Origin of the sequence: Salipiger mangrovisoli (assembly GCF_015223355.1) — a bacterium.
GTDB classification, from domain to species: Bacteria; Pseudomonadota; Alphaproteobacteria; order Rhodobacterales; family Rhodobacteraceae; genus Salipiger; species Salipiger mangrovisoli.
Genome location: NZ_JADFFK010000033.1, coordinates 1 through 24,316 on the forward strand (window position 1 = coordinate 1; position 24,316 = coordinate 24,316).

The window sequence follows — 24,316 nt, forward strand, 5'->3', positions numbered from 1 at the left end:
GGCGCAACCCTCGAACGGAGAATGCCGCGGGAGAGGCCGCCAGCCCAGTCAGGCTCACACCGCGATCATGGGGTCTAGAAGGAAGGTCGCGCCGAGCAGTTCTACCGGCACCTAGCCGAGCGTCGCAGACGCCGTAGCGTCCCGCCACCGTCCATCGACTTCGAGCAGCAGTTGCACGAAGGTCTCTGAAACGTGGGGTTATCTACACGATATCGTTCCAAAGAAGGGACCGCCGATAGCGGTCCCCTTTCGTTTACCCATCAACTCCAGTTGCTTCAGCCCGCGCTGCGGCGGCGCGCCCAACCAGCCCCCATGAGAGCCATACCGAGCAACAGCCCCGTCGCCGGCAGCGGGACGGGTGCCGGACCTTCTTCGAAGCTGATGGATCCATACAGGGTCTTGACGGCGGGGATGCCAAATATTCCGTCATCGACGAAGTGCGAGAAATCAAAGACGACATCAAGAAGACCGTCAGAGATCAAAGGCGCGAAATCTGCCATGCCAATCGTGGCGGTGCCTGTCAACGTGTAGAAATCGGCGCCGATATCCCAGAAGAAATCAAACACGTCGTCGAAAATATTGTTGTTGAGGGCAGTCCCGAGAGAGAAGTTGTCTACCGTGACATCAACGTTCTCGTACCACGCACCAAGATCGCCCATTACCGTAAAGGTGAAGGTTGCGTCGCTCAAGGTGGTCGTCGGGGTGACGAGGTCGTTAAACTCGATCAGCGGACCATGTCCGTAGGCACTTGCAGGACCAAAGTCGATTGTTGTTGAGGCGTGGGCTGCAGGTGCCGAAAGCAGCACTGCACCAAGTAGGAGGGTACGAAGCATTGAACATTCCTTACTAAGATGATCACAGATGAAAGTCGAAGTCTTCTCATGTGAAGACTTCGAGTGTGCTTCTTAATTTCAAGTAAATCACGCAGATCAAGAAACACTTCGCCGGCCACATAATTTCTAATGAAAGCTCCAAGTTAACCAGCTGACGTAATTAATACACAAATTATCACGGAAAAGAAATCACAAAATCAAAACGCTTCCTGAATTAATATCACCATTCATCAAAATTTACAACATACTCAATGAATTATTCATAGAAGGCTCTATGACATTGCGTAGAAAGAAATAAATCCATGCTGGATCTTCTTTCGATGATGGTTTCAGATTTAGTGAATCCCTTACTCTAGTCCCTAGGGATCCTGCGTCGAGTCCCATAGACAGCACAAAGGCTGATCAGCATCAATAATCCCGCGGCTGGAAGCGGAACGGCAGAAACTGATCCGAAACCATCAATCCCGCTAAGACCAGACCCCTTGTCATCCGTATTCCAACTAAATACGTTGTTCGCTGAGTTGTTCTTGATCAGCACAAAGCGAGGGTCGAAACCTCCCCACGCGAGGTAGTATTGAGCAGATCCTGTCCATCCACCAACTTTCCCTCCTTGATAACCCAGAAGGCTGCTGACTCCGTCGATCACATCCGATGAGGCGGATTGCAATTCAAAGGTGGTACCCAGAACATTCTCGACGAACGTGCGTCTCTCGAAGTTACTGTTGCTCCCATTACCATTTTCATTGCCCGTGAGACCACCGTAGCTGCGGTAAAGCCAATCTCCGCTGAGGTCGCTGAAACCATGAGGCTCAAGCCCTAGGTCCCAGAACTCGCAAGAGCCCGTGCAGGTAATTTCGACACTTTTTGTTGTTTTCTCATTTACGACGGTGCTGATGGTTGCCGCAAACGAAGCTTCCGTCTGGTAGGCCACGGCGAGCAAGATAATAGAAAAAACAGTTTTTGCCTTCATCGTCCGCTCCATCAGGGAGACAAGATAAAATACACTGAATCTTCAGTACTCCCTCGACGTGTGGAATCAAGATATTTTCGAACGCATATGTGATATTCAACTTGAAGTTGATAAATTTCGAAGCGCTTGGAAAATTTCACGCATTAGTTGCGCGAATCTTGTCATACAACACAAAAATACGGGCGTGTGTGTTTCCCGAAATATCTTTCACTGTACTGAGGAATTCTCGGAAAATATGAAGTTCGCCGCATCTTCAGCTTAGTATCTCTCCGGATATCGACGCTCATCCCTATCCCCGGCATCAATCAACGAATCTGATGTTTCAATTCCATACGACTTGTGTATGATTTTGCGGCCGGTTTGGCTAATTCCGGCGAGCTCTGCAGGGCATTTCCGTCACGGAGGGGGCTTCGGTTTTGACATAGGGCCGAAGCCTCTTTCGGTCCGAGCTCCATATGTGCCGAAATTGTTTGGCTCACCGCCCCCACGCGTTTCTAGGGTCGGCCGCGACGCTCAAACCATTTGCGGCAGAAACCGAGGAAGGCCATCTCGGGATTGCGCGGCGTCTCGCTCGCCCAGCCGCGCCATTCCTGCTCGATCATCCGCACGTCCCAGCCCGGAGCCGCCGCGCGCGCCAGGTCGTAGACCTCCGGATCGAGAGCCGGAATCGAGGGCTCTGGCGCTGCGAACTCGAGCACGGTACCGCGGCTGCGCACCAGCAGCTGGTCCTTTTCCGGGTCGAGACGGACTTCGTAGTCGGGCATGTGGCCGTATTTTTCGTCTTCCTGGGCAATCGCCGAGACCAGGCGGCGGAACTCGCGCAGACTTGAACCGGAGCCGCATTTCTTCTGCAGCGTGGTCAACCCGATGCGCCATTCTGATTGCCGGCCGCAGTGCTTGCGTGCCAATTCGTAGATGCGCCGCTCGAGAGGCTTGCGCAGGCGAAAATACTCGCGGCTCAGCGTCAGAACCTCCTGGGCGCGGATGGCATTGAAGACCCAGTCGCTGAGCTTGATCTCCACCTCCTGCATGCGCCCGTCGCGGCTCTCGCGCACGATCCGCGCGCGTTCGATCAGCCCGAAGGTCTCGAAGACCTCTTGCCCGCCGGTGGAGATATTGGTCGAGATCCGTGTGCCCGCAAGCCGCTCCATCGCCGCCTTCAGCAGGTCGTAGCCGCGACCCGTCGTCATGCGGTTGGTCGCCTTGAGAAGGTCGGAGGCGTGGAAGCGCACCACTTGCTGCGGCTCTTTTCCTTCGTTCATCCCCTTGATAAGGTTGGAGATACAGTAAATCAGGATGTCGCGGTCATGTACCGTGGCGAGTCCGTCGATCGAGGGCTTGATCTCGACGGTGATGCCATTGTGCTCATATTTGCGCGGACGCGTGTCCGGCTTGGTCGACAGCGAGAAGATCGGGTGTTCCATCGAGGCAATGTCGCCCTTCGGCGCGGCATCGAAAATGTCGCAGACGAAGAAGTCCCCCTGGGGATGTCGATCTGGAAGGAGCGGATAGTCGCTGGCCATGGGGTTCTTTCGACACTTCACACACGGACAGCCTTACAACGACACTTCACACACACCAAGCGAAAAACGACACTTCACACACACCTGTCGCCAATCTCTAAGCCTCGGCCTCCTCTCGACCGCCATCAGGTGTCTCCGACACGGCAAAGTGCCTCGCCCAGCCCGGTCCGGAAGAATCACCACTTTGCACACGCAGAATCACCACTCTGCACACAGAGAAACGACACTTTACACACAGAGCGATTCCATAAGACTCTGATATTCCTTTAGAAATGGCCGTTCTTAGAGGCCGTAACACTATATTTAACACCTAAATAACACCCACCGGCCCAGGATCTCCCCTCACCGCCGCGCCTAAACGCGGCTCATGTGGAACCGCCGAGGGCAGCAACCCCCATTCCCTCAAATGCACTTCATCGGCCACCCGTGCGCAGAGGCCTCACTTGCCCCTGAAGACCGTCTCCCTTCACGGCCATGTAGATGATGGTGACACCTCGGTCAGTCCCGCCCTCTTCCCGACACGTCCAGCATCGCCGAATGACTGTTTCGCACGCAGATACTCCCGGTAACGAATCAATAACCACGGATATGTAGATTTATAATTGTTGCCGAATACGAAAAATGTCATTTACAGGTTGTATCCAGATCTTGATCGCCATGGGACAACCGTGAAGCCCGGGAGAGAAACGTGAGCTTTCAGATGATCTTCCTCATCATCTATGCCGTTACGACGGTTCTGGCCATTGTCATGACCTACCGAGAGCAGAAGAGGAAGCAACTGAAGTCTCCGCTTTTCATTCTGATCGGATACGTGCTTTGCTCGATCTGGCCCATCGTGATTGCGTTCATCCTGATCTTTTACAGGACGCGGTCCGCGGCACCGTCGAGATAGATGCGCAGCACCCAGGATTGCCTTCACCTGTTTTCATAGAATGCCCGAGAAAGACCTCGGCGCATGACCTCAAACGGTGCTCCAAGGAGGTTCCTGCGTCGGGTCGGATTGTCTCCAGTATTTCCAACTCTCCATCCCATGCAGCCGCCGTATTCTGAGGCTGCTTCTTTCCGCTGCGACCCCGCGCAGAGGGCTTGCAGAGAAAATGTTCGGCAGGTGGTGGCGAAACTCCCATTAGGCGCTTTCCGCGCGCAGCAGTTAACCAATTCTTAACCATTTCGCGCGAAGCCTTATTTCCGTCATATTCGAAAGATTGCTCGGCCTGGCGCCGAGATCCGGACATCGCTTTCCACAGAGAATTGCGATCCCCGTGAAACCGTCCGTGACCGGGGCTGGGCGACGTACGGATTGATTGATCGACGCGACGGAAAAATAGGCTGGCGTCCATGCCAACCTCTTGGCCAGGAAGTGACGCCAAGTATAACGCCGATATTCAGGCGACAAATCCTGATGTCTTCTCGAAATTTTATTGACCGGAAGCGTTCATTGAATTTACGGAAACAGTCCTGAAATGCTGAAATTTTTATACGCATTATCCAAGATAATCAGTGTTTGATGTGCGGAATGATTTGCGTCCTCGAATATAGATGTTACGCCTGAGGAGAAAAATGTGTCTTTAATTGGGCGCCTTGTTTGAAGTGTCGGGGAGGACCTGAATGTCCGTCCCGACCGCTGTGAAGTCCGATACGAGTAACTGGTATGACATTTCTGGAGTTCGACGATAAGTCGACTGTAACGAGATCCCCGCGATATGCCGGCGAGCGATTTGGCGAGGTTCTGTTCGATCCTGGTCCCGCCCAAGCGCAGGGCATGTACAAGCGGATCGGAAAGCGGATCTTCGACATCACGCTTGTTCTTGTCGCGGCACCGATGGTGCTCGTATTCCTGCTGCCGCTGGTTGCGCTTGTCGCCGCAGACGGCGGTCGGCCCTTCTATTGCCAGATGCGGGTCGGCATGAATGGCCGCTCTTACCGGATGTGGAAACTGCGCTCGATGGTGCCCGGAGCCGAAGCGCTGCTCCAGACGCATCTCGACAGTTGCAAGGACGCTCGTGACGAATGGCTCCGCGACCAGAAGCTGAAATGCGATCCACGGGTCACCGGCGTTGGTAAGTTCCTGCGCAAGGTCTCGCTCGACGAATTGCCACAGCTCTGGAACGTGCTGCGTGGCGACATGAGCTTGGTCGGCCCCCGGCCGATGATGGTCGAGCAGCGCGCGCTCTATCCCGGACACGACTATTACACGCTCCGCCCAGGCATCACCGGCCCCTGGCAGGTGTCAGCGCGCAACGAGAGCAGTTTTGCTGACCGGGCTGCCTACGACAGTAGGTACTGCCGCGATCTCTCGCTGAAGACCGACCTGCGACTGCTCGTCGCGACGGTGCGGGTGGTCCTGGGGGGCACCGGGCACTAGCCCGGTACGCATCTTGCGGTGAGGCATAGCTGCGGCGGCGCTGGACGGGACAGGTGCCTTAGACAATGATTTGAGAACCCCTCATCCCTTTCTCATTGCCCAAAAAAATGCCATTGCAAAGCTTGTCAAAAACAATTCCCGCATGGGGCGCCTAAATTCTCTTTGGGATATCGTTTCGGGGCAGCGTATACTGATCCGGCCGATCCGCGATGGAGGTTGTATTTGAGCCGAGATGATAGATATCAATCCCCCGAACCACGGCGCGGGTCAACGGGATTGGGTTTCGCCATCGTCACGGTTTTTGGCATATTCACCTATGCCTCGGCATTCGTGCTCTGGAAGCTCAACCTTAGCGGGATAATAATCCTAATATTTCTCCTCGTTGCTCCTGCCCTCATGGTGATCGGTCTCTTCGTTGCATTCCTTCTGCCCACGAGGTTTCCCCACCCCCATAGCCTGGACTTGGAGCAGAGCGAAGACACACGGGCGGTCGCGGGTATGACGGGAGACAAGGCGCAGGCGCCTGAAAAGAACGGGAACTGAGCGGAAATCCGCGCCGCATGACGACAAGCCGCGACGCAGATGGAACTTGCCCGATGGACATCGGGGGGGCTGGGAAGCCGACACCCTTGATGATTGGTGGAGGAGCAGCGCTAGAAAATCCCGAATCTCCCTTTGTTGCGTTGATAAATCATGAGTTGTTTAATTTTACGATATTCCACCTGGGGTTTATTTCGTGATAGCTGGTATGCGAAGTGTCTTCTTTCGAATGTTGTATTTCACCCTGCCTTCCGGGAGCGCGTCGCTCTTGTAAGGTTATATTAACTATGGGTAATTTCCGTAAATTTGCGAATTTATTTTTGGAGAAATTGTCAAAAGCGAGATTGGTTTTGCCTCTTAAACTTCAAATTCCGGCCATCAGAAGGTACTGATCCGCCCCGAAGGTCTCACTGGGATTTCGAACCGTGAGGACTGGCAATGGCGACCACCGAGGGTGTTTCCGGGACGATGATCGTCTCGTCGCAGGCAGAATTCGAAGCAGCCTATCGGGCTTTGTCCACCGGCGTCGGCGGGCAGATCCTGCTCAGATCAGGAGAAGAGTATTCCCTGAGTATCCGTGACGTCGGAGATGTCGTGGAGAGTGCCGCGGTGACCATTGGCTCACTCGATCCATCCGACCCGGCGCTGATCAAGAGCGTCCAGATGTCCGGTGCCGAGAACATCACTTTCGAGAACCTCCGGTTCAATGTGAGCGGGCAGGAGGTTTCGGGAAGCGGATATCTAGTCAACATCAGCAACTCTCAGAACATCACGTTTCGGAATTCGGTTCTGAGTTCAGATGCGGAAGGGCCGCTCGGCACCACAGACGACTTCGCCGAAGGTGCCATGCTTGCGCTCGTCAGAAATTGCGATGGGATCGCCTTTGAAGATAATGAGGTCTACGGGTTCGACCACGGGTTTGCCTTCCTAGACAGCTACAATGTATCGCTCGTGGGAAACGACATCCATTCGCTTCAGGGTGACGGGATCCGGATCGGCGGCGTTTCTGGAATGCTGATCGAGGGCAACCACCTGCATGATTTCCTTGGCGCGACACAGAGTGCGAACCACTCCGACATGATTCAGCTCTGGGGTACCCGGATCAATGTCAACAACGAGGACATCGTCATAAGGGAGAACTTCCTGGATACCGGAAACGGTGCCAACTACCAGATGATTTTCGGCCGGAATGAAGCCTTCGACGACAACGGGTTTCTCTACAAGGGCATCGTTGTCGAACACAATCTGCTCTACGGGGCAAATTTCCACAGCATCTCGATTGTGGATACCTCGGGCATGATCGTGCGCAACAATACGGTGCTCTACAATCCCGACGCCTACAACATCTTCGCCGATGGCTCCGAAACCCAGTCGCTCGCAACCGGGATGATACGGGTCGGCGGGGAGGGCGCGATCATAGAGGACAACGTTGCCCATGCGATCACCGGCGGCGGTGTCAATTATGTGCTTGGCGCGGCCTCAACGCTACAAGACAACGACTACCGCGCTCACTTCGTCAATGTCGAGGCAGGCGGAGACGGCGACCTGCGCGACCTCATGCTGCGTCCGGACAGCCCGCTGAACGGGGTGGCGGGCAGCCGGCTGACCTGGGCGACCGACACCGCCGAGGAGCTGACCGCGGTCGCCGACGTGACAGTGTCGCAGGCGGACAAGTCATTGGTCACGCTCGATGCGGGCTGGTCGCGCGGTCCGGACGGCTACGTGGCACCGCTCGGCGCCAGCTTCTCGTGGAGCTTTGACGATGGCAGCAAGGCCGAGGGGGTGAGCGTCACCCATGATTTCGGAGGCTCCGGTCGGCATGGCTATACCCTCACCGTCACCGCAGCGGACGGCAGCCAGGACGTGATTGCCAGGTCGATTGAGATCGAGGAGGTGGCGGTTTTCGACCTCAGCTTCGCCGAGGGGGCCGTCCAGGACGATGCGGGTACGGGGGCGCTGATCCAGCTCAAGGATGCCGTCGTTCTGGACGATGGTTGGTTGGAGGTGGGAGGCCGCGAGAGGCTCGAAGTCACGCGCAGCACCGAGGGGCTGTTCAACCTTTCCAGCTTCAATTTCGGGCTTACCGTGGATCGTGCCGAGGGCGCGAGCGGTGTGCTGGTGGATTTCCCGGGGACGTTCGAGGCGCGGATCGACGCGATGGGCCGCGTAGAGTTCTGTCTCGAGACCGATGAAGGCAGCTTCCTCATCACCAGCGCCGCAGAGATCTTTGCCGACAATGCACCCCACCGCCTGAACTTCGTCTTCGACGGCGCGGCAGGCACGCTCTCGATCGAGGTCGATGGTGAGCTCGACTCTCAGATCGAGGCGCATGGGATCACCGCGCCCAAGCAGTCCTGGGGCCTGACCATCGGCAATACGTGGCACGATGGCGTTGATGCGCGGGTTCAGACTATCGCGCTCTATACCGAGGCGGAACCGGATGCGCTGAATCCCGAGCCGGATCCTGCCGTGGAGCTGGTGCCGGAACCCGGCATTCCCGACGTGATCGGCAGCTTGGCCTTCGAAGGGGGCGAGGCGCAGGGCGAGGGGATTTTCTATTCGCTCGACGAGCCGGGGGCGATCACCGATGCAGGCGTCGATCTCGCGCTGGGAACGCTGACGTTGACGCGCAAGAACGCGGTGCTCTACGAGGCCGAGAGCTTCGGGCTGTCCTTCGATCTGACGCTCAAGCCCGGCGACAGCGCGGGCACGGTGGCCTATCTGCACAACACCCTCGAAGTCGATCTGGACACGGCGGGCCAGCTTGTTCTGCGGCTCAATACCGAGAACGGCTGGAAACAAATCGGCAGTGTCGGGCTCGAGCTCGACGACGGGGCGGCGCACAACGTGTCGATCCAATACGACTCCGATGCCGGGCTCATGCAGCTGGTCGTCGATGGGGAGGTTGCGGCGAGCGGCAGTCAGACCGGGGCGACGCCCCAGGTGAAATACTGGGGACTGAGCTTCGGACATCCCTGGCAGGAGCAGGACGCCGGCGTTTACGTCGACAATATTTCGATATCGGATCAAGGACATACCGTGCAATTCGCCGCCGTCGAGGCACTGCAGGCCGAGACGGCTGACACAGTCGCGCTGCTTCTGGATTTCGAGGGGTCGATCATCGCCGACAAATCCGGGTCCGGTGCCACCGTGTCGACGACGGACGACCTGATCAGCATCGAGGAACATGCGGATGGATCGCAGTTCGTCGACATCTCCAGGGGCGGCGCAGTGCATGTGGCGCGGACCTACGACGCGCTGTTCGGGCAGGACAGCTTTGTCTTCGATTTCACGATGCGCAGCGATACCGCCTCGGGGCGCAACGTTTTCGGAATCCGGAATTCCTTCCAGCTCGACGTCGATCAGGATGACCTGGTGTTCAAGATCACCACGAACCAGGGAAATTTCTCGGTTGCCACCGAGGGAGATATCCTGGCCGATCATGACTGGCATCGAGTGGAGATTGCCTATTCCGAGGCGGTGGGGTTGCTGCAGATGCGGGTCGATGGCGAAGTTGCGGCACAGGCCGAGGTCTCCGGGACGACGCTTGAGCGGCAGTATTGGGGGCTTGATCTGGGCAATATCTGGAGCGGTGGGTTTGACGGAGCGATTGATGACTTCGCCTATGCCACGGATGTGGACAGGCAGCTTTTCCACCTCGGTTGACGGCGTTTGCGGGGCGGCCCTGGCGAAAGGACCGGTCGGCAAAAAAGCAGCCGTGGCTTCACGGCTGCTTGTGTTTTCTTGTGCAGGACCGTCGGATGCGCCGACCAGCGCTCAGGCGGCCGGCTTCTCAGCGGCTCCTGTGCGGCGGCGCGAGACGGCCAGCCCGCCGAGGGCGGTCAACATCAGAAGCGCGGCGGCTGGAAGCGGCACCGCTTCGAGGGTGAAATAGATGCCCCTCAGCGCATCGTCTGCAGTGTAGTTGACGGTCAGGATGGACCACGCGCCCTTGAGCGGTGATGCACCCTCGGTGATGGACAGATGCTCAAACGTGGTTTTCAGGACGGCGACCTGATAGCGGAGCGTATCGGCAAGATCATTATAGATATTGACGATGTATTGCCCACCCTCGGTCCCGTGCTTGGGGGCGAACTGGAACGCTTTCGAGGTTCCGTCAGAGAAATTCCATACTGAGCCGCTCAGTGGGTCCTGGAATGCGTAGTCGGTTGTGGTGGCCGACGCGGAAATCGGTGCCAGCGCAAGTGCGGCTGCGGCAGCGATATATCGTAGTTTACTCATCATGAGCTTTATTCCTCGGCAAGAAGGCGTCCTAAGTAAGTTTCGAAATACCTATATTGAGGTCGCCTTCAAAACAACATATTTAAGACAAATTACTGAAATCAGTCTTATATTCGCCTTGATCGATGCAAATTTCCGGGCATCTATGGAAAATAGTTAATTTCCGTTAACTGTTGTCGGAAACAGTATTGGACGGTTTGGCGAACTGAATGCCAAGTGGAAAGAATGTGGCAAGGGGCGTTGTGCGATGCCCCCTGCCCTACTCCGGGCTTTCCGTGCCGGGCAACGCGTGTATCAGGCCAGACCGACAATGCCGGTGGCCGTTGTGCCGCTGGCCCAGACCCGGCTCACCCGCACCGGGAAGGGGACTCCGGCCGCGAGGTAGAGCGTGGCGGTGCTGCCGCCGAGAGTGGTGACCTGAACGGTTCCGTTTCCGGCGACGCAAAGCGCGCGGGTGGCGGTGGCGAGATCGGCGGCATCGTCCGGGGTGATCGCGAAGGCCTGCTCGGCGGGGCTGCTCAAACCGGCGGCATGATTGGCAAATGTGTCCGACACGACCGTGTCCTCCTGTGGCTGGATTGATCCCCAGCACTAGAGCGCGCAGCGATTAGCAACGTCTTGCGGCAGCGGTCGCTGCCGGGTTGGGCCGCGGGCCAAATGGTCGGAACGATCGGCTCGTCGGGCCGGGGTGTTTATAGGGTGTTTATCTGGTGTTTAGGGGATTCCGGTGTGAATTTATTACAGTTATTACAATAGCTTGCGCGCCTTTTTTTTAAGGTTCGCGTGTGTATTTCCCGAACTCGCCGTGTGCATATCCCGATATCGCGCGTGTGTTTCCCGAGTCATCGCCTTTTGCAACCTGATGCGAGGGCCTCCCGCGCGGGAGGTCCGCGCAGCTGTGTCTGATCTCCGAAATCGGCGGTCTGCCGGCCCCCGAGACCGGCTTTGGAGGGGAGAAAAGCAATGCGAAATACGCTTTGTCTGGCGCCGGGGGGCCGACACCGGCCGGAGAATGGCGCGCCGGGGGACGGATCCTGCGCGATGCGTGTGTGTTTCCCGACAGCTTGACCACGCTTTTGCGAAAGGGTTGCGGCTTTCCGGGGGGACATCGATCCAGCCGGCGTTTCCGGGCTCGGGGCGTTGTAAACCATTTATTAACCTCCTCGTGCGTGTGTGTTTCCCGAACCTTTGCCCACGCCCCCTGCCCTTCCGGGCTTTGGCGGCTGTCCCCTTCCCGTGGTGCCCTATCGTGTCGATGTCCTTCCGCTGCCAGTTGCCTCCCAGCACCTTCCCAAATCGCCTGGGGGCCGCCCATGAGCCCCCCTGCCCTGTCCGGGCGCACGGGAGCTGATGTCTCATGGCGGATCAGCTCAAGCCGTTGAGGCATCCCGATGGCGATCTCTTCGTCTGCGACATCACCGATGCGATCCTCAAGGATGACCTCGCCTCGATGGAGCACCCGTTCTACGCGCTCTCGAAGAAGCCGGACCGCGAGCCGCGGCGCTACGAGCACAACGGCCAGTGGATCGAGTTCCGTCCGTCGATCAAGGGACTGCCGACGATCTACGACAAGGACCTGATCATCTACGCGATCTCGCAGCTGATCGCCGGGATGAAAGAAGGCCGGCCGCTCTCGAAGCGCGTGCAGATCGATCCCTATGCCTTCCTGGTCTTCACCCAGCGCGGCACCGGCGGGCGCGACTATGACGCGCTTTGCGACAGTCTCGACCGCATCGACGGCACGCGCTTCCGCACCAATGTGCTGTTCGGCGGCACGCGCACCGACGAGTGGATGGGCATCATCGACGGGGCCCGCATGGAGACCGACGAGGCGAGCGGCAAGATCCGCAGTCTCGAGCTGCGGCTGTCCGACGTGGTGATGCACTCGATCGAGGAGATGGACGTGCTGACGCTGCACCGCGATTACTTCCGGCTGACCCGCCCGGTCGAGCGCCGCATCTACGAGATCGCGCGCAAGTCGGTGGGCCATGACGAGAGCTGGTCGTTCCGCATGCACACCCTGCACCACAAGTCCGGATCCAAGGGCTCCCTGCGCGAGTTCCGCCGGCAGCTGAAGCCGCTGCTCGACGGGGACCACCTGCCCGACTACCGGGTGCTCTACGATGCCGAGCGCGATCTGGTGACCTTCGTCAATCGCAATACCATGCCGGCAAGGGGCGGTCGCGAGGCGGGCACCGTCGGCGCGCTGCTGGCGCGGCTGAGCGGCGAGGTGTTCGGGCGCGCCCGCGCCGTGGCACCGGGATGGGACGTACACATGCTGTCGGAGAAATTCGCGCTGTGGTGGCTGCGCACCGGCAAGCCCGCGCCAGCGGATGCGGATGCGCTGTTTCTGTCCTTCTGCAGCAGCTGGGCCGAGAAGAACCAGCTGCCCTAGCCGGCGTTGGCTGCCCCCCCCTGCCCTGCCTGGTCCGCAGCTCCTGCCGGAGCGCAGAGGGTAGAAGGGTATCGGATAGCTAGACGATAGGTAACCGATAGCTAGGGGTTATCATCGAGGATGCTATCGGGAAGCTAGCGGAGAGCTATCGGGAAGATATCCATAGGATAGCTGTTACAGGTCAGGCCATATTTAGTGGATAGCTATGATCTAGCGCAGAATATCTGCCACCGTGTTGCCCCTGCGCCCGTTCCGTCGCGGCGCGCAAGCCGATAGCTAGCGAGAAGCTACCAGGCTGTGCTAGTCTCGTCGCACGGCAAGAAAACCAGACAAGAACAACAGAACAACAGAACAACAGAGCAGCAGGAGGCAGTACATGCCCGTGATTTCCTTTGCGAACCCGAAGGGGGGCGCCGGCAAGACCACCGCCGCGCTTCTCCTTGCCTCGGCGCTGGCCAGCCGCAAGGCGCGGGTCACCATCCTTGACGCCGACCCCGAGCGCTGGATCACCCAGTGGTCGCAGCTGGGCGACCTGCCCGAAACCGTCGAGATCGTCAGCGACATCACCGAGGACAGCATCGTCGACCAGATCGATGCGGCGGCGCGCCGCGCCAGCTTCGTGATCGTCGACCTCGAAGGCACGGCGAGCCTGATGGTGGCCAATGCCGTGGGCATGTCCGACCTCGTGGTGATCCCCAGCCAGGGCGGCTCGATGGATGCCAAGGGCGCAGCCAAGACCATCAAGCTGGTGCGCAACCAGGAGCGGATGATGCGCCGCCAGATCGCCCACGCGGTGCTGATGACCCGGACCTCGGCGGCGGTCACCAGCCGGTCGCTGAAAAACGTCATCGGTCAACTCGAGCGGGCGCAGATCCCGGTCTTCCATACCCCGATTGTCGAGCGCGCAGCCTATCGCGACATCTTCGACTACGGCGGGCTGCTCACCGATCTGCCCGACGACAAGGTCAGCAACCTTGGCCGCGCGATCGAGAATGCCGAGGCCTTCTCGGGCGAAGTGCTGGCGCGGCTCAAGGATGCGCGCGCGGCGCAGGAGGTGGCGTGATGGACGGCCGCGAGCGCGCCGACCTGGGCTTCGGTTCCGAGCTCGACGACTTCGATCCCGAGAACTGGCAACCGCAGCCGCGGCCCGCGCCGCAGTCTGATCCGAACCTCAGGAAGCTGGCCGAGGCCTCGGGCTTCCGCAGCCGCGAGGCGGCGGTGCCAGTGTCCGCGGGGCAGGGGGCTCCGGTCGCGGGACCGGCAGCGGTGCCGTCCCGCGCCGAGGTGGCCGAAGCGCCCGCACCGCTGCGCCGCCGTCGCACCGGACGCAACCAGCAGTTCAACCTCAAGGCGCGCCCCGAGACGATCGAGGCCTACTGCCGCATCGCGGACGCGCAGGGCTGGGGCTTGGGCGAGACGCTCGAGCAAGCGGTGGCGCTGCTCGAGGAGAGGTTCGGGCGCGGCTGAGGCGGTGGCGACCGGGGCAGGGGGGCGGATCAGTCGGGCCCGTAGCCGTAGCCATACCCGTCGCCGCTCTGCCCGCCCTCGCTGAGCCGGCACTTGTTGAGCACCACGCCGAGCACATTGGTCTGCGAGGCGAGCTCGCGCTCGCAGCGGTCGATCTCGGCGATGGTGCTGCGTTCGGCCGCGGCAACGATGAGCACGCAATCCACGTGGCGCATGAAGGCCATCGTGTCATCGGTCGAAAAGACCGGAGGCATGTCGAACAGCATGATCTGCGGCTGGTAAGTGGTTTCTATGGCCTGCAGCGCGCGCGCGACCGACTCCCCCAGCAGGATGTCCGAGGCATTGCGCACCGGGGTGCTGCTGGTGGCCAGCGCGAGCCCCTGGCCGACGCGGCGACCGGCCTCGGCAAAGGCGAGTTCGCCGGTCAGAAGCTTCTCGACGGACTGGCCGCCGGCCTCGCGGCCCGGGCGTTGGCCCAGCAGCGCGTCCTGGCTCGGGCGGCGCATGTCCATCTCGATCTCGACCGTCCGCGTGGCGGACTGCCGGGCGATCGACAGCGCAAGATTCAACGCCACCGTGCTCTTGCCGCAGGAGGGCGTCGGCGAGGTGATGGCAAGGCGGCGCCAGCCGTTGTCGAGCATGGTGCGCAGCGTGCGTGTGCGCAGCATGTCGAAGGGCGTCGCCTCGGGGGTGGCATGCAGGGTGACGATGCGGTTGCGCTTCAAGCTTCGGGAATCGAGGCGCAGTTCGGGCAGCGTGCGCCAGGCGGTCTCGACCTGGCCCCCGGCCGCTGGCTGGGGGGCGCTTCGGGCGACTTGCTGGTGGCGGCGGGCTTTGTTGATGGCTGCCTGCAGGCGTTCCATGGTGATCTACCTGTTCAGATGAGGTGGCCGAGATTGACCTTGTCGAGAACGCGTTCGACGACGGATTGCAGCGGGGTCACATGCTGGTCGATGTACCAGAGCCCGCCGGGTATACCGACCATCAGCACCAGTGCGGCGCTGAGCGTGATCGTGCGTCGGCGCAGGTGCTCGCGCTGCGTGACCATGTAGGGAATGGTGGCAAAGGTCTCGATGCCGAGCCCGGCGCGGATATCCTTCGGGCGCCGCACCGCGGAATTGGTGACCTCCATGAGTGCCACGAGCAGCAGCCCGAGCGTAAGCCCTCCGGTCAGCCCCACGGCAGAGATCAGCGGACGGTTGGGGCTGGTCGGTCGGCTCGGCGGCACCGCCTGCTCCACCACCGAGATGCGCTGTCCACGCGACATCGACTCGATCATGCTGCCGGTCTCCGCGCGCGCCTTATTGGCCACGGCGGTGTTGTACTGCTGCTGGAGGTTGGCATGGGTGCGCTCCAGCGAGGCAAGGGTGATGGCATTGGCCGGTGTCTGCTCGATGGTCTGGCGGATCTCCTCCATCCGCGTTTCGGCCGAGCTTTGCTGGGTCTCGATATAGGCGATCTGGGCGTCGAGATCGGCCATCTGTATGTCGAAGAGCGACGTCTCGAGCTGCGGGAGGGCCGAGCCCTCCTGACTGTCAGGGGGCGGTGAGGCGGGACGCCGCGCGAGCGCCTCCTCGGCGGCGGCGATCTGCGAGCGCAGCACCGCCATGCGCGGGTTGTTGTCGCTCAGCACCGCCGACAGCTGGGTGTGCTGCGCGCGCAGATCGGCAAGCCGGGCCTCCTCGGGGCTGCGGGGCGCGGCGGCGGCAATGCCGGAGGCGGACATATTGGTGCGCCCGGTTGCCTGGAACAGGGTCACCAAGCGCTCGCGCCGCTCCTGCAAGGCGGTCTTCTCGCGTTCGAGCTGCACCTGACGCTCCTGCAGCGCCGCCTGTTGGCCGCGCCGGAAGTCGAGGCTTTCCGGCAGGGATTCCAGGTTGTTCTCCTGGAATTCGAGGATCTGCGCACTGACGCGGGACAGCTCGGCCTCGAGCCGTTTGACCTCTTGGGTGAAGAAGTCGAGCGTCTGGCGCGCGACCGCGGTGCGCATCTCCACGTTCTGTTGCAGGATCAGGGTGACGATCTCATTGGCGGTCTCGGCCGCAAGCCGTGCGCTGTTGGCGCTGAAGCTGACGGTCACGATGGTCGCGTCGCGCGGTCCACGCGTGTTCTGGCCGCCAACGGTCACGATGCCGATGCGTGCGCGCATGTCGGTGACCTTCTCGTCGGGGCTCATGGCGTCGGCGGCGCTGTAGATGTTCAGCCGGTTGGACAGCTCCAGAAGCACCTCACGGCTGAGGATGCGCTGGCGGATGATCTGCAGCGCCTCCATCTCCCCGGTCTGCACGGTGGTCGCGGCGAGATTGCCGGGGATCTGCTCGGATTCGACGATCAGCGTCGCCTTGGATTCATAGACCGGACGCAGCGTCAGCGCCACGGCCACCCCAAGCGCCGCTCCGAAGGCCGCCAGGATGACGAGATAGGGCAGGCGGCGCCGAAAGATTTTCCAGTAATAGCCGAAATCCATTGGGGAGCGATCCTAGTTGATATCGTCAGTGCCGCGTGTTGCGGCGAGGCCGGCGGGGCGCACGAGCCGCAGCGGCTGGCCGCGGTCGGCGCAGAGGAACAGCTCGTCCTCGAGGATGCGGCGGATCGTGGCGGGTGTGACGGTGGGGGTTTCGTCGACGAAGGCATAGAGCAGTGCGAAGTCGCACAGCTGGTTGACCAGACGCGGCGTGCCGCCGGTGATCTCGAAGATCAGCGGCATGGTGTCGAGGTCGAAGAGCCGGCGTTTCGCCCCGGCGACGCCCAGGCGGTGCTCGATATAGGCCCGCACGTCGGCCTCTGACAAGCTGGGCAGGAAGACATTGGCCGAGATGCGCTGCGCCAGCTGGCGCATGTCGGGGCGCATGACCATGTCGCGCAGCTCGGGCTGCCCGAACAGCACCATCTGCACCAGCTCATGGTCGGCGAAGTTGATGTTGGTGAGCATGCGCAGGTGTTCAAGCGCGTCGCGATCGAGATTCTGCGCCTCGTCGAAGATCAGCACCACGCGGCGGCCCTGACCATATTCCTCGACCAGCAGCGCCTCGAGCTGGTGGTAGAGCGCGGCATAGGAAACCACCGTCTCCCCGACCGGCTGGCCAAGGGCATGCAGCACCAGGCGCATCAGGTCGGCCCGATCGCTGGCCGCGGCATTGGCGATCAGCCCGATTGTCAGCTCGTCGCTGGATTTGCTCAGCATGTGGCGCAGCAGGGTGGTCTTTCCGGAGCCGATCTCGCCGGTGACCATGGTGATCGGCGAGCGGTTCACCAGCCCGTATTCGAGGATCGCCTTGGCCTTGAGATGCGCCCTCGACCAGAAGACGAAGTCCGGGTCTGGAACCAGGGTAAAAGGCTTCTTCGTAAGGCCGAAATGGCCCGTGTAGATGTCGAAGTTGAAACTCATACCGTACCCAAGTGCCGGGAAAGATGGGGCATCATGAAAAGCGTTTCCGCACCATATGGATCAGTTTTCCAGTTTTGCGCCAAAGTGCCTCAATAGAACCCCACGCCGACTGTCGTAAACGTCTGCTCTTGCGTGACGCAAGGGGAGCGAATTTTCCGGCAGTCTGACCGATGTCCGGAGAAAATGGCTCAAGCCCAATGTCGAGTAAACGGAAAACAGGAACAGCGGCATTAACTTCCCTGACGGAGTTGCGAAGTGTGGCATATTCTCCTACTGCGGGAATTTGTATTCCATCTCCGTATAAGTTTCGCAAATTTCCGAGCGTTTGTGTATTAGGTGGGGGCGGAGGGGCTGTCGTGTGGAATGTCTTGTGTGACCGTGGTGCGGAATAAAGATAGATGTTAATATTTCGTAAACTTTCCCCCCTATTTCTCGCTGTATCCCTCGTAGCGGGCTGCGAAAGCCGTGAAGAGAGAGGGGAGCGCTTTTTCCAATCCGCGCTTCTGCTGCTTGAGGAGGGTGACACCGAGCGCGCAATGCTCGAGCTGCGCAACGTCTTCGACAACGATGGGATGCATCTCGAGGCGCGCCGGCTCTATGCCAGACTGCTGCTCGAACACGGCAGGGCCCAGGAGGCCTATGGCCAGTACCTTCGTCTCGTCGAGCAATATCCGGATCTCGTCGATGTGCGACGGCAGCTCGCCGAGCTCGCGGTTGACGCCGGGAATTGGGAAGAAGCCAGGCGCCACGGCGAAGCCGCGATCGCGCTCGATCCGGAGCATCCGGCGCACCGAGCCTTGAAGGCACTCCTCGACTACCAGGCCGCACGCCAGGCCGGAGACGACGTGACGGCGGGCGAGGCGGCGGAGCGCGCACGCGCGCTGCTCGACGATCATCCGGACCTCGATGTCGCACTGCGGGTGCTGGTTGACTGGCATGGATCGGGCCCCGAACCGGCCCGCGCGCTGCCCCATCTGGAGCGGCTGCTGGCGTTGCATCCGGACTCCCTGGGTTTGCAGATGGCGCGGGTGCAGATGCTCTTCACGCTCGACCGCCAGGACGAGCTGGGGCAGCAGCTGCACGCGATGCACGCGCAGTTTCCCGAAAACCCCGAGGTTGTGGCGATGGTGATCCGCTGGCACCTGCTGCGGGACGACATGGCCGGGGCCGAGGCCTTCCTGCGCATGCGGGCGGGGGCCGATGATGCCGACCCCGAGCGCCACCTCGAGGTTGTCGAACTGCTGCGCCGCAGCGGCGGCCCCGCTGCGGCGCAGGCCGAGCTCGAGCGACTGGCGGCGGCCAATGAGGCAACGGACCGCGCCCGGATCTACGCGCTGCGCGCTGCGCAGCTTCGTTTCGACGCGGGGCAGCGGCACCCGGCGATGGAGGCCGTGGCCGACGTCGTGGCACATGCGCAGGAGGACGACCTGGCCAACGAAGCGCGCATTTCTTTGGCGCGCATGTATTCGGCCGAAGGCGACGTGCCCGCAGCCCAGGCATTGGTCGATGACGTGCTGGCCAGTGACGAAACCAATGTCGAGGGGCTGATCCTTCGTGCCGCCTGGCAGATCCGCGCAGACGCGTTTGGCCCGGCGATCACCGACCTGCGCCTGGCGCTGGACCAGGCGCCGCGCCGCACCGACATCCTGCGGCTGCTCGCCGAGGCCCAGAAGATGCTGGGCAATATCGAACTGGCCGAACAGCGGCTTGCCCAGGCGGTGGAAATTTCCAATAGCGCGCCGCGCGAGGCGCTGGCCTACGCGCGCTTCCAGATCGAGCGTGGCGCGCATGAGGCGGCCATGCGGGTGCTGACCGAGGCGCTGCGGACCAGCGGCGACCTGCAGGTCGCGACGCTGCTGGCTCAGACCCTGCTGGTGACCGGAGACACCGTCGCGGCAGGAGACCTGCTGGAGCGCCTGGCGCAGAGCGGACAGCCGGAGGCGGAGAAGCTGGCTCGGGCGATGCAGGCGGAGTTGCTGCTGCGCGAGAACCGGGTCGATGAAAGCCTTGCCTTGGTTGCGGCGGAGGCGGCGCAGGCGGAGGATGGGCAGGGCGCGGCCGAACTCAGCACCGAGGTGCAGCTGCTGCGCATCCTGATGAGCGCCGGTCGCTTCGAGCAGGCATCGGACAAGCTGGCGCAGATGCGCGAGGCCTTCCCCGAGGCCACGTTCTTGCGCCTGCTCGAGGCCAACCTGAAGGCGATCGAGGGCAAGAACGAGGAGGCGGTCACCATCTATCGCGCTCTTCTCGAGGATGCGCCGGATGAGGTGATCCCGGTGCAGCGCCTGCACGCCCTGCTGACCGAACTGGGCCGCCGCGACGAGGCCGCGGAGACGCTGGCCGCCACGCTGGAGCGGCACCCCGAAGCCAGAAGCCTGCGGGTCCTGCATGCGCTCGACCTCGAGCACGACGGACAGGCGGAGGCGGCTATCGAAATCTACCAAGCGCTCTACGCCGAAGAGCCGGGCGATATCGTCATCGCCAACAACCTGGCCAGCATGCTTTCGACCCATAGCGATGAGGCCGCAGATCTCGAGCGTGCCTACATGATTGCGCAGCGGCTGAACGGCAGCCAGGTGCCGGCCTATCTCGACACGCTGGGCTGGGTACAGCTGCGCAAGGGCGAGGTCGACTCCGCGGTGCTCAATCTCCAGGCGGCGGCGAGGGGCCTGCCGCGGGTGGCCAGCATCGCTTTCAACCTGGCCCTTGCCTATGCCGAGGCCGGCCGCACCGCGGAGGCGCGCGCCGAGCTGGCGCGCGGCTTCGAGCTTGCCGGGGACGATCAGGCGGTGCCGCAGTTTGCCCGCGCGCAGGCGCTCCGCGATGAGCTGGGCGGCTGATTGCCCTGGCCAAGGCCCCGGCGCGGCGCGCCGGGGCGTTCAGAAACCCTGATATGAGACCGAAGACATGAAACTTCTCGCTCCGTTTCTTGCGATTGCCGCCCTGGTGCTGACGCTGCTGCCGGGCTCGGCCGGTGCCTATGACTATCGAATTCGCCCCGGCGATCTGCTGCGCATCGAGGTGGTCGAGGACAGCTCGATCGACCGCGAGGTGCTGGTGGCGCCGGACGGCCGCATCTCGGTGCCGCTGGCGGGCGTGCTGCGGGTCGGCGGCGGCACGGTGGAGCAGGCGCGCAGCCTGATCACCGCCGGTCTTGCGGATGACTTCTCAACCACGCCGACGGTGACGGTCTCGCTGCTCTCCGTGCCCGAGGTGCGTGGCCCGGCGGCGGCGCAGCCGCTGAAGATCTACGTCATCGGTGAGGTCAACCGGCCCGGCGTGATGGAGGTCGAGCCCGAGACCACGCTGCTGCAGGCGCTGGCGATGGCCGGCGGCTTCACCGATTTCGCGGCCGTCAAGCGTGTCCAGCTGCGCCGCAAGGGCGCGGCGCAAATCTACATGCTGAACTACCAGAAGGTGCTGGACGGCGAGATCGGCGTCGGGGCCGCGCCGATCGCCGCGGGTGACACCATCGTGGTCCCGGCGCGCCGCCTGTTCGAGTGAGACGGGCAGGGGACGCCGCGATGCGCCGTGTGATTGGTCTGCTTGCGCTGACCGCCCTGTTGGTCGGGTCGCTGTCGCCCGTTGCGGCACAGGAAACCGGCGGTCGGATGGCGCAGGTCGAGGTGCAGCAATCCCTGCGGGTGACCCGCAACCCCGACCTGGTCGCCGGCGCCTCCGACACCGAGACCCTGGCGACCACCGACCTCGGCTACCACCTGTCGTCGGTGACCCGCGACGCGGTGCTCTCGCTGCGTTTCGGGGCGCAGCTGCTGGGGGATATCGGGGAGGGTACGTTTGAAGTCGACCACCCGTCGGCCGCGCTGCGCTACGACCGCAGCGGCACGCCGGTCGCGCTTTCCGCGCGCGCCAGCCTGTCGCGGCGCGACATCGGTTACCTGCGGCCGCTGGAGCTGATCGAGCTCGAGGATGGCAGCCTGGTGGTGCCGGAGGATATCGATGCGTTGAACGGAACCGGCAGGCGCAGCAGCAGCAGCCTCAGCCTGACGGCGAAAAGCGGCCGCGATGGGCCCACCGGCTGGTCGGTGGCGCTGCGTGGCGGCAGCCTGAGCTATCAGGACGTCGAGTCGGAGGGGCTGCGTGACAGCCGCCGCGCAAGCGTTGAGCTTGGCAGCCATGTCGACCTGAGCCGCACGCTGCAGCTGCGCGGCCTCCTGGGCTACGAGCTGCAGGACGAGGAGGGCAGCGCGCAGATCGCGACGCGCAGCCTCTCGCTCGACCTGTTTCTGCGCCGGCCCGCGGGCGAGCTGCGCGCCGGGCTGGAGGTCGCCCGGCCAGATGCCGCGCCGGACCGGGTGTCACTGACCACCGGGCTGCGCCGCGAACTGGGCCGCACCGGTTGGATTGACCTCGATATCGGCCTTACCGCCCTCGAGGACGATGATACCCGCGTCGTCGCCGCGTTCGGCCTCGAGCGCCAGCTCTCGGCCACCAGCCGGGTGAGCGCGCATCTCGACCGGCAGGTGGCGCTGCAATCCGGGGGCGAGACCGTGCTCAGCACCGCGGCGCGGGCCGGTTGGAGCCGCGAGCTCGACCGGCAGACGGCCTTCGATCTCACGGCGTCCTATTCGGCCACCGACGCCCTCGGTGTGGGCGGGCGCAGCGGGCAGGTCGGGCTCACCGCCGGTCTGCACCGGCGCCTGGCGCAGGAGTGGCGGCTGTCGATCGGGGCCGAGGCGACCCGGCGTGACGCCCAGGGCGAGGACAGCGCCACGTCGGGCGCGCTCTTCGTCACGCTGGGGCGCGACTGGAGCAGCAGGTTCTGATGCCGGCGCGCCGTCGCCATTTCGAAAGACCGCCTTTTGGGAGACCTGACATGACCACAGCGCCCTCGGCCCGTCTCGATCAGACCGGCGGCCTTTCCCGCTTCCGCGGCGTTGCCTGGTTGCTGCTGCTCACCGCCGCCGCGGTGCCGGTCTACTGGACAGGGTTCCTGTCCCTCGGCCGGGCGTGGATCACGCCGGAATACAGCCACGGCCCGCTGATCCCGCTGATCTCGCTCTACCTGTTCCTGCGCGAGCTGCGCGACAAGACACCGCGGCCGGCGGGCACGCCGGTCGACCGGCGGCCCGGCGTGGCGGTGATCGTCGCGGCGCTGGCGCTCGGCATCCTGGGCAACCTGGCGGCCATCCCCGACGTGGTGACCTATGCCTTCATCCTCTGGGTGGGCGGCGTGGTGCTGACCTGCTTCGGCTGGGCCGAGGGGCGGCGGCACCAGTTGCCGGTGCTGCACCTGGTGTTCATGCTGCCGCTGCCGCAGTTCCTCTACTGGCACCTGACGATCTTCCTGCAGGGGGTCAGCTCGGAGCTGGGCGTCTGGTTCATCCGGCTGATGGACATCCCGGTCTATCTCGACGGCAACGTGATCGACCTGGGAGCTTTCAAGCTGCAGGTCGCCGAGGCCTGCTCGGGGCTGCGCTACCTCTTCCCGATCCTCAGCTTCTCCTATCTCACGGCGATCCTCTACCGCGGTCCTTACTGGCACAAGGTGGTGCTCTTCGTCATGGCGGCACCGCTGACCGTGCTGATGAACTCCTTCCGGATCGGCATGATCGGCGCGCTGGTCAATTCCTACGGCATCGGCCAGGCGACCGGCTTCCTGCATTTCTTCGAGGGTTGGGTGATCTTCGGGGCCTGCGTGGCGATCCTGTTCCTCACCGCGCTGGGGCTGCAGCGGTTGACGCGCGCGCCGAAATCCCTGTCCGAGACGATCGATCTGGATTTCCAGGGGCTCGGGGCGCAGGCGCTGCAGGTCCTCGGCCTGCGGGCCTCGCGGGGGCTGGCGCTCGCCGCGCTGCTCTCCGCGACGGTCGCGGCCGCCTTCGTGCTCGCGCCGCGGCCCGAGCCCTCGGCGCCGCCCCGCGAAAGCTTTGCCAGCTTCCCCAGCCGGCTCGGTGCCTGGTCCGGCGTGGTCCGGCCGCTGTCGCCGGAGATCGAGCAGGTGCTCGGCGCGACGGACTACATCAGCGCGATCTACGGCGCCCCGGACGAAGCCGCCCCGGTCGAATTCTTCTCTGCCTGGTACCACAGCCAGACCGAGGGCGAGGGGCTGCATTCACCGGAAGTCTGCCTGCCTTCGGGGGGCTGGGAGATCTCCTCGCTCGGACCTCACGAGGTGCAGATGCCCGGGACGGTCTACGGCAGCTTCACCCTCAACCGGGCGGTGATCGAGCGCCAGCTCGACCGCCAGCTGGTCTACTACTGGTTCGAGCAGCGCGGTCAGCGCATGACCAATGATTTCGCCACCAAGCTGCTGGTGCTGCGCGACAGCCTGCTGCGCGGCCGCACCGATGGCGCGCTGGTGCGTTTCGTCACCCCGATCGGACGGAACGAGACCGAGGCCGAGGCCGATGCGCGGCTGCAGGCCATCATGGCGCGGGCCCTCGAGAAGCTGCCGCGCTACGTGCCGGAGTAGGGGCACCGTACGCTGCGGCACCGCGCCGTTAACCTTGATCCCGGCATTTCTGTCAGCGGGGCCCACGGGGCAGCTTGCGGGAGATATCGGCGATGACGGACGGTCTGCGATTTGACGGAACGGGGTGCGCTGCGGCGCAGGCGGGCGGGGAGGCGGC

The 24,316-nt window shown here is 62.4% G+C and carries 18 protein-coding genes and 1 pseudogene; 11 read left to right on the forward strand and 8 right to left on the reverse strand.

The window, feature by feature from the left end; genetic code table 11:
- Window positions 1–275: 275 nt before the first annotated feature.
- The 3 genes from IQ782_RS26535 to IQ782_RS26545 all read right to left on the reverse strand — a co-directional run bounded on the left by IQ782_RS26535 (window position 276) and on the right by IQ782_RS26545 (window position 3,326).
- Window positions 276–833 carry a PEP-CTERM sorting domain-containing protein gene (locus tag IQ782_RS26535; protein WP_194137698.1) on the reverse strand — a complete coding sequence of 186 codons (558 nt, stop codon included), beginning with the start codon at window positions 831–833 and terminating at the stop codon, window positions 276–278.
- 352 nt (window positions 834–1,185) lie between these two features.
- Entirely contained in the window at window positions 1,186–1,803 is a 618-nt protein-coding gene (locus tag IQ782_RS26540; RefSeq protein WP_194137699.1) for a hypothetical protein, read from the reverse strand.
- A 494-nt stretch (window positions 1,804–2,297) separates the two neighbouring features.
- The gene (locus tag IQ782_RS26545; protein ID WP_194137700.1) at window positions 2,298–3,326 is read right to left on the reverse strand and encodes a replication initiator protein A; all 1,029 of its coding nucleotides are present in this window, start codon (window positions 3,324–3,326) and stop codon (window positions 2,298–2,300) included.
- A 1,762-nt stretch (window positions 3,327–5,088) separates the two neighbouring features.
- On the opposite strand from IQ782_RS26545, the gene IQ782_RS26550 reads away from it, so the two are divergent.
- The 3 genes from IQ782_RS26550 (at window position 5,089) to IQ782_RS26560 (ending at window position 9,897) form a co-directional block, all read left to right on the forward strand.
- The gene (locus IQ782_RS26550) at window positions 5,089–5,691 is read left to right on the forward strand and encodes a sugar transferase (RefSeq protein WP_240989592.1); all 603 of its coding nucleotides are present in this window, start codon (window positions 5,089–5,091) and stop codon (window positions 5,689–5,691) included.
- Window positions 5,692–5,967: 276 nt separating this feature from the next.
- Window positions 5,968–6,234, forward strand: a complete 267-nt coding sequence (locus IQ782_RS26555; protein ID WP_194137702.1) for a hypothetical protein — start codon at window positions 5,968–5,970, stop codon at window positions 6,232–6,234.
- A gap of 435 nt (window positions 6,235–6,669) precedes the next feature.
- A complete protein-coding gene (locus IQ782_RS26560) occupies window positions 6,670–9,897 on the forward strand; it encodes a PKD domain-containing protein (protein ID WP_194137703.1) in 3,228 nt (1,075 codons plus the stop codon).
- A 111-nt stretch (window positions 9,898–10,008) separates the two neighbouring features.
- Here IQ782_RS26560 and IQ782_RS26565 read toward each other — a convergent pair whose 3' ends face one another.
- Complete coding sequence (locus IQ782_RS26565; protein WP_194137704.1) at window positions 10,009–10,476, reverse strand: VPLPA-CTERM sorting domain-containing protein; 468 nt, start codon at window positions 10,474–10,476, stop codon at window positions 10,009–10,011.
- Window positions 10,477–10,767: 291 nt separating this feature from the next.
- Entirely contained in the window at window positions 10,768–11,028 is a 261-nt protein-coding gene (locus IQ782_RS26570) for a spike base protein, RCAP_Rcc01079 family (protein WP_194137705.1), read from the reverse strand.
- Window positions 11,029–11,830: 802 nt separating this feature from the next.
- Here IQ782_RS26570 and IQ782_RS26575 point away from each other — a divergent pair.
- The 3 genes from IQ782_RS26575 to IQ782_RS26585 all read left to right on the forward strand — a co-directional run bounded on the left by IQ782_RS26575 (window position 11,831) and on the right by IQ782_RS26585 (window position 14,335).
- On the forward strand, window positions 11,831–12,868 hold the full coding sequence (locus tag IQ782_RS26575) for a replication initiator protein A (RefSeq protein ID WP_194137706.1): 1,038 nt from the start codon (window positions 11,831–11,833) through the stop codon (window positions 12,866–12,868).
- Between the two features lie 376 nt (window positions 12,869–13,244).
- A complete protein-coding gene (locus tag IQ782_RS26580; protein ID WP_194137707.1) occupies window positions 13,245–13,931 on the forward strand; it encodes a ParA family protein in 687 nt (228 codons plus the stop codon).
- Window positions 13,931–14,335 carry a stability/partitioning determinant gene (locus IQ782_RS26585; protein WP_194137708.1) on the forward strand — a complete coding sequence of 135 codons (405 nt, stop codon included), beginning with the start codon at window positions 13,931–13,933 and terminating at the stop codon, window positions 14,333–14,335. The genes IQ782_RS26580 and IQ782_RS26585 overlap by 1 nt, the downstream gene beginning before the upstream one ends.
- Window positions 14,336–14,364: 29 nt before the next feature.
- Here IQ782_RS26585 and IQ782_RS26590 read toward each other — a convergent pair whose 3' ends face one another.
- The 3 genes from IQ782_RS26590 to IQ782_RS26600 are packed head-to-tail and all read right to left on the reverse strand — an operon-like array spanning window position 14,365 to window position 17,723.
- The gene (locus tag IQ782_RS26590; RefSeq protein ID WP_194137709.1) at window positions 14,365–15,198 is read right to left on the reverse strand and encodes a CpsD/CapB family tyrosine-protein kinase; all 834 of its coding nucleotides are present in this window, start codon (window positions 15,196–15,198) and stop codon (window positions 14,365–14,367) included.
- 14 nt (window positions 15,199–15,212) lie between these two features.
- The gene (locus IQ782_RS26595; RefSeq protein WP_194137710.1) at window positions 15,213–16,802 is read right to left on the reverse strand and encodes a GumC family protein; all 1,590 of its coding nucleotides are present in this window, start codon (window positions 16,800–16,802) and stop codon (window positions 15,213–15,215) included.
- Between the two features lie 12 nt (window positions 16,803–16,814).
- The gene (locus tag IQ782_RS26600; protein ID WP_194137711.1) at window positions 16,815–17,723 is read right to left on the reverse strand and encodes an ExeA family protein; all 909 of its coding nucleotides are present in this window, start codon (window positions 17,721–17,723) and stop codon (window positions 16,815–16,817) included.
- 536 nt (window positions 17,724–18,259) lie between these two features.
- On the opposite strand from IQ782_RS26600, the pseudogene IQ782_RS30455 reads away from it, so the two are divergent.
- The 5 genes and pseudogenes from IQ782_RS30455 to xrtD all read left to right on the forward strand — a co-directional run.
- Window positions 18,260–18,475: pseudogene (locus IQ782_RS30455) on the forward strand (tetratricopeptide repeat protein); the annotation flags it as partial.
- Window positions 18,476–18,520: 45 nt separating this feature from the next.
- Window positions 18,521–20,563: a tetratricopeptide repeat protein gene (locus IQ782_RS26605; RefSeq protein WP_240989594.1), complete on the forward strand. Its 2,043-nt coding sequence runs from the start codon at window positions 18,521–18,523 to the stop codon at window positions 20,561–20,563.
- 67 nt (window positions 20,564–20,630) lie between these two features.
- The gene (locus tag IQ782_RS26610) at window positions 20,631–21,227 is read left to right on the forward strand and encodes a polysaccharide biosynthesis/export family protein (protein WP_194137713.1); all 597 of its coding nucleotides are present in this window, start codon (window positions 20,631–20,633) and stop codon (window positions 21,225–21,227) included.
- Between the two features lie 20 nt (window positions 21,228–21,247).
- On the forward strand, window positions 21,248–22,510 hold the full coding sequence (locus IQ782_RS26615) for a hypothetical protein (RefSeq protein ID WP_194137714.1): 1,263 nt from the start codon (window positions 21,248–21,250) through the stop codon (window positions 22,508–22,510).
- A 50-nt stretch (window positions 22,511–22,560) separates the two neighbouring features.
- Window positions 22,561–24,159, forward strand: a complete 1,599-nt coding sequence (gene xrtD, locus IQ782_RS26620; protein WP_194137715.1) for a VPLPA-CTERM-specific exosortase XrtD — start codon at window positions 22,561–22,563, stop codon at window positions 24,157–24,159.
- The last annotated feature ends 157 nt before the right edge of the window (window positions 24,160–24,316 follow it).

Coding starts and splice junctions, on each gene's coding strand:
- IQ782_RS26535 (WP_194137698.1), bottom strand. CDS start 833: ATGCTTCGTACCCTCCTACTTGGTGCAGTGCTGCTTTCGGCACCTGCA.
- IQ782_RS26540 (WP_194137699.1), bottom strand. CDS start 1,803: ATGAAGGCAAAAACTGTTTTTTCTATTATCTTGCTCGCCGTGGCCTAC.
- IQ782_RS26545 (WP_194137700.1), bottom strand. CDS start 3,326: ATGGCCAGCGACTATCCGCTCCTTCCAGATCGACATCCCCAGGGGGAC.
- IQ782_RS26550 (WP_240989592.1), top strand. CDS start 5,089: ATGTACAAGCGGATCGGAAAGCGGATCTTCGACATCACGCTTGTTCTT.
- IQ782_RS26560 (WP_194137703.1), top strand. CDS start 6,670: ATGGCGACCACCGAGGGTGTTTCCGGGACGATGATCGTCTCGTCGCAG.
- IQ782_RS26565 (WP_194137704.1), bottom strand. CDS start 10,476: ATGATGAGTAAACTACGATATATCGCTGCCGCAGCCGCACTTGCGCTG.
- IQ782_RS26575 (WP_194137706.1), top strand. CDS start 11,831: ATGGCGGATCAGCTCAAGCCGTTGAGGCATCCCGATGGCGATCTCTTC.
- IQ782_RS26580 (WP_194137707.1), top strand. CDS start 13,245: ATGCCCGTGATTTCCTTTGCGAACCCGAAGGGGGGCGCCGGCAAGACC.
- IQ782_RS26585 (WP_194137708.1), top strand. CDS start 13,931: ATGGACGGCCGCGAGCGCGCCGACCTGGGCTTCGGTTCCGAGCTCGAC.
- IQ782_RS26590 (WP_194137709.1), bottom strand. CDS start 15,198: ATGGAACGCCTGCAGGCAGCCATCAACAAAGCCCGCCGCCACCAGCAA.
- IQ782_RS26595 (WP_194137710.1), bottom strand. CDS start 16,802: ATGGATTTCGGCTATTACTGGAAAATCTTTCGGCGCCGCCTGCCCTAT.
- IQ782_RS26600 (WP_194137711.1), bottom strand. CDS start 17,723: ATGAGTTTCAACTTCGACATCTACACGGGCCATTTCGGCCTTACGAAG.
- IQ782_RS26610 (WP_194137713.1), top strand. CDS start 20,631: ATGAAACTTCTCGCTCCGTTTCTTGCGATTGCCGCCCTGGTGCTGACG.
- IQ782_RS26615 (WP_194137714.1), top strand. CDS start 21,248: ATGCGCCGTGTGATTGGTCTGCTTGCGCTGACCGCCCTGTTGGTCGGG.
- xrtD (WP_194137715.1), top strand. CDS start 22,561: ATGACCACAGCGCCCTCGGCCCGTCTCGATCAGACCGGCGGCCTTTCC.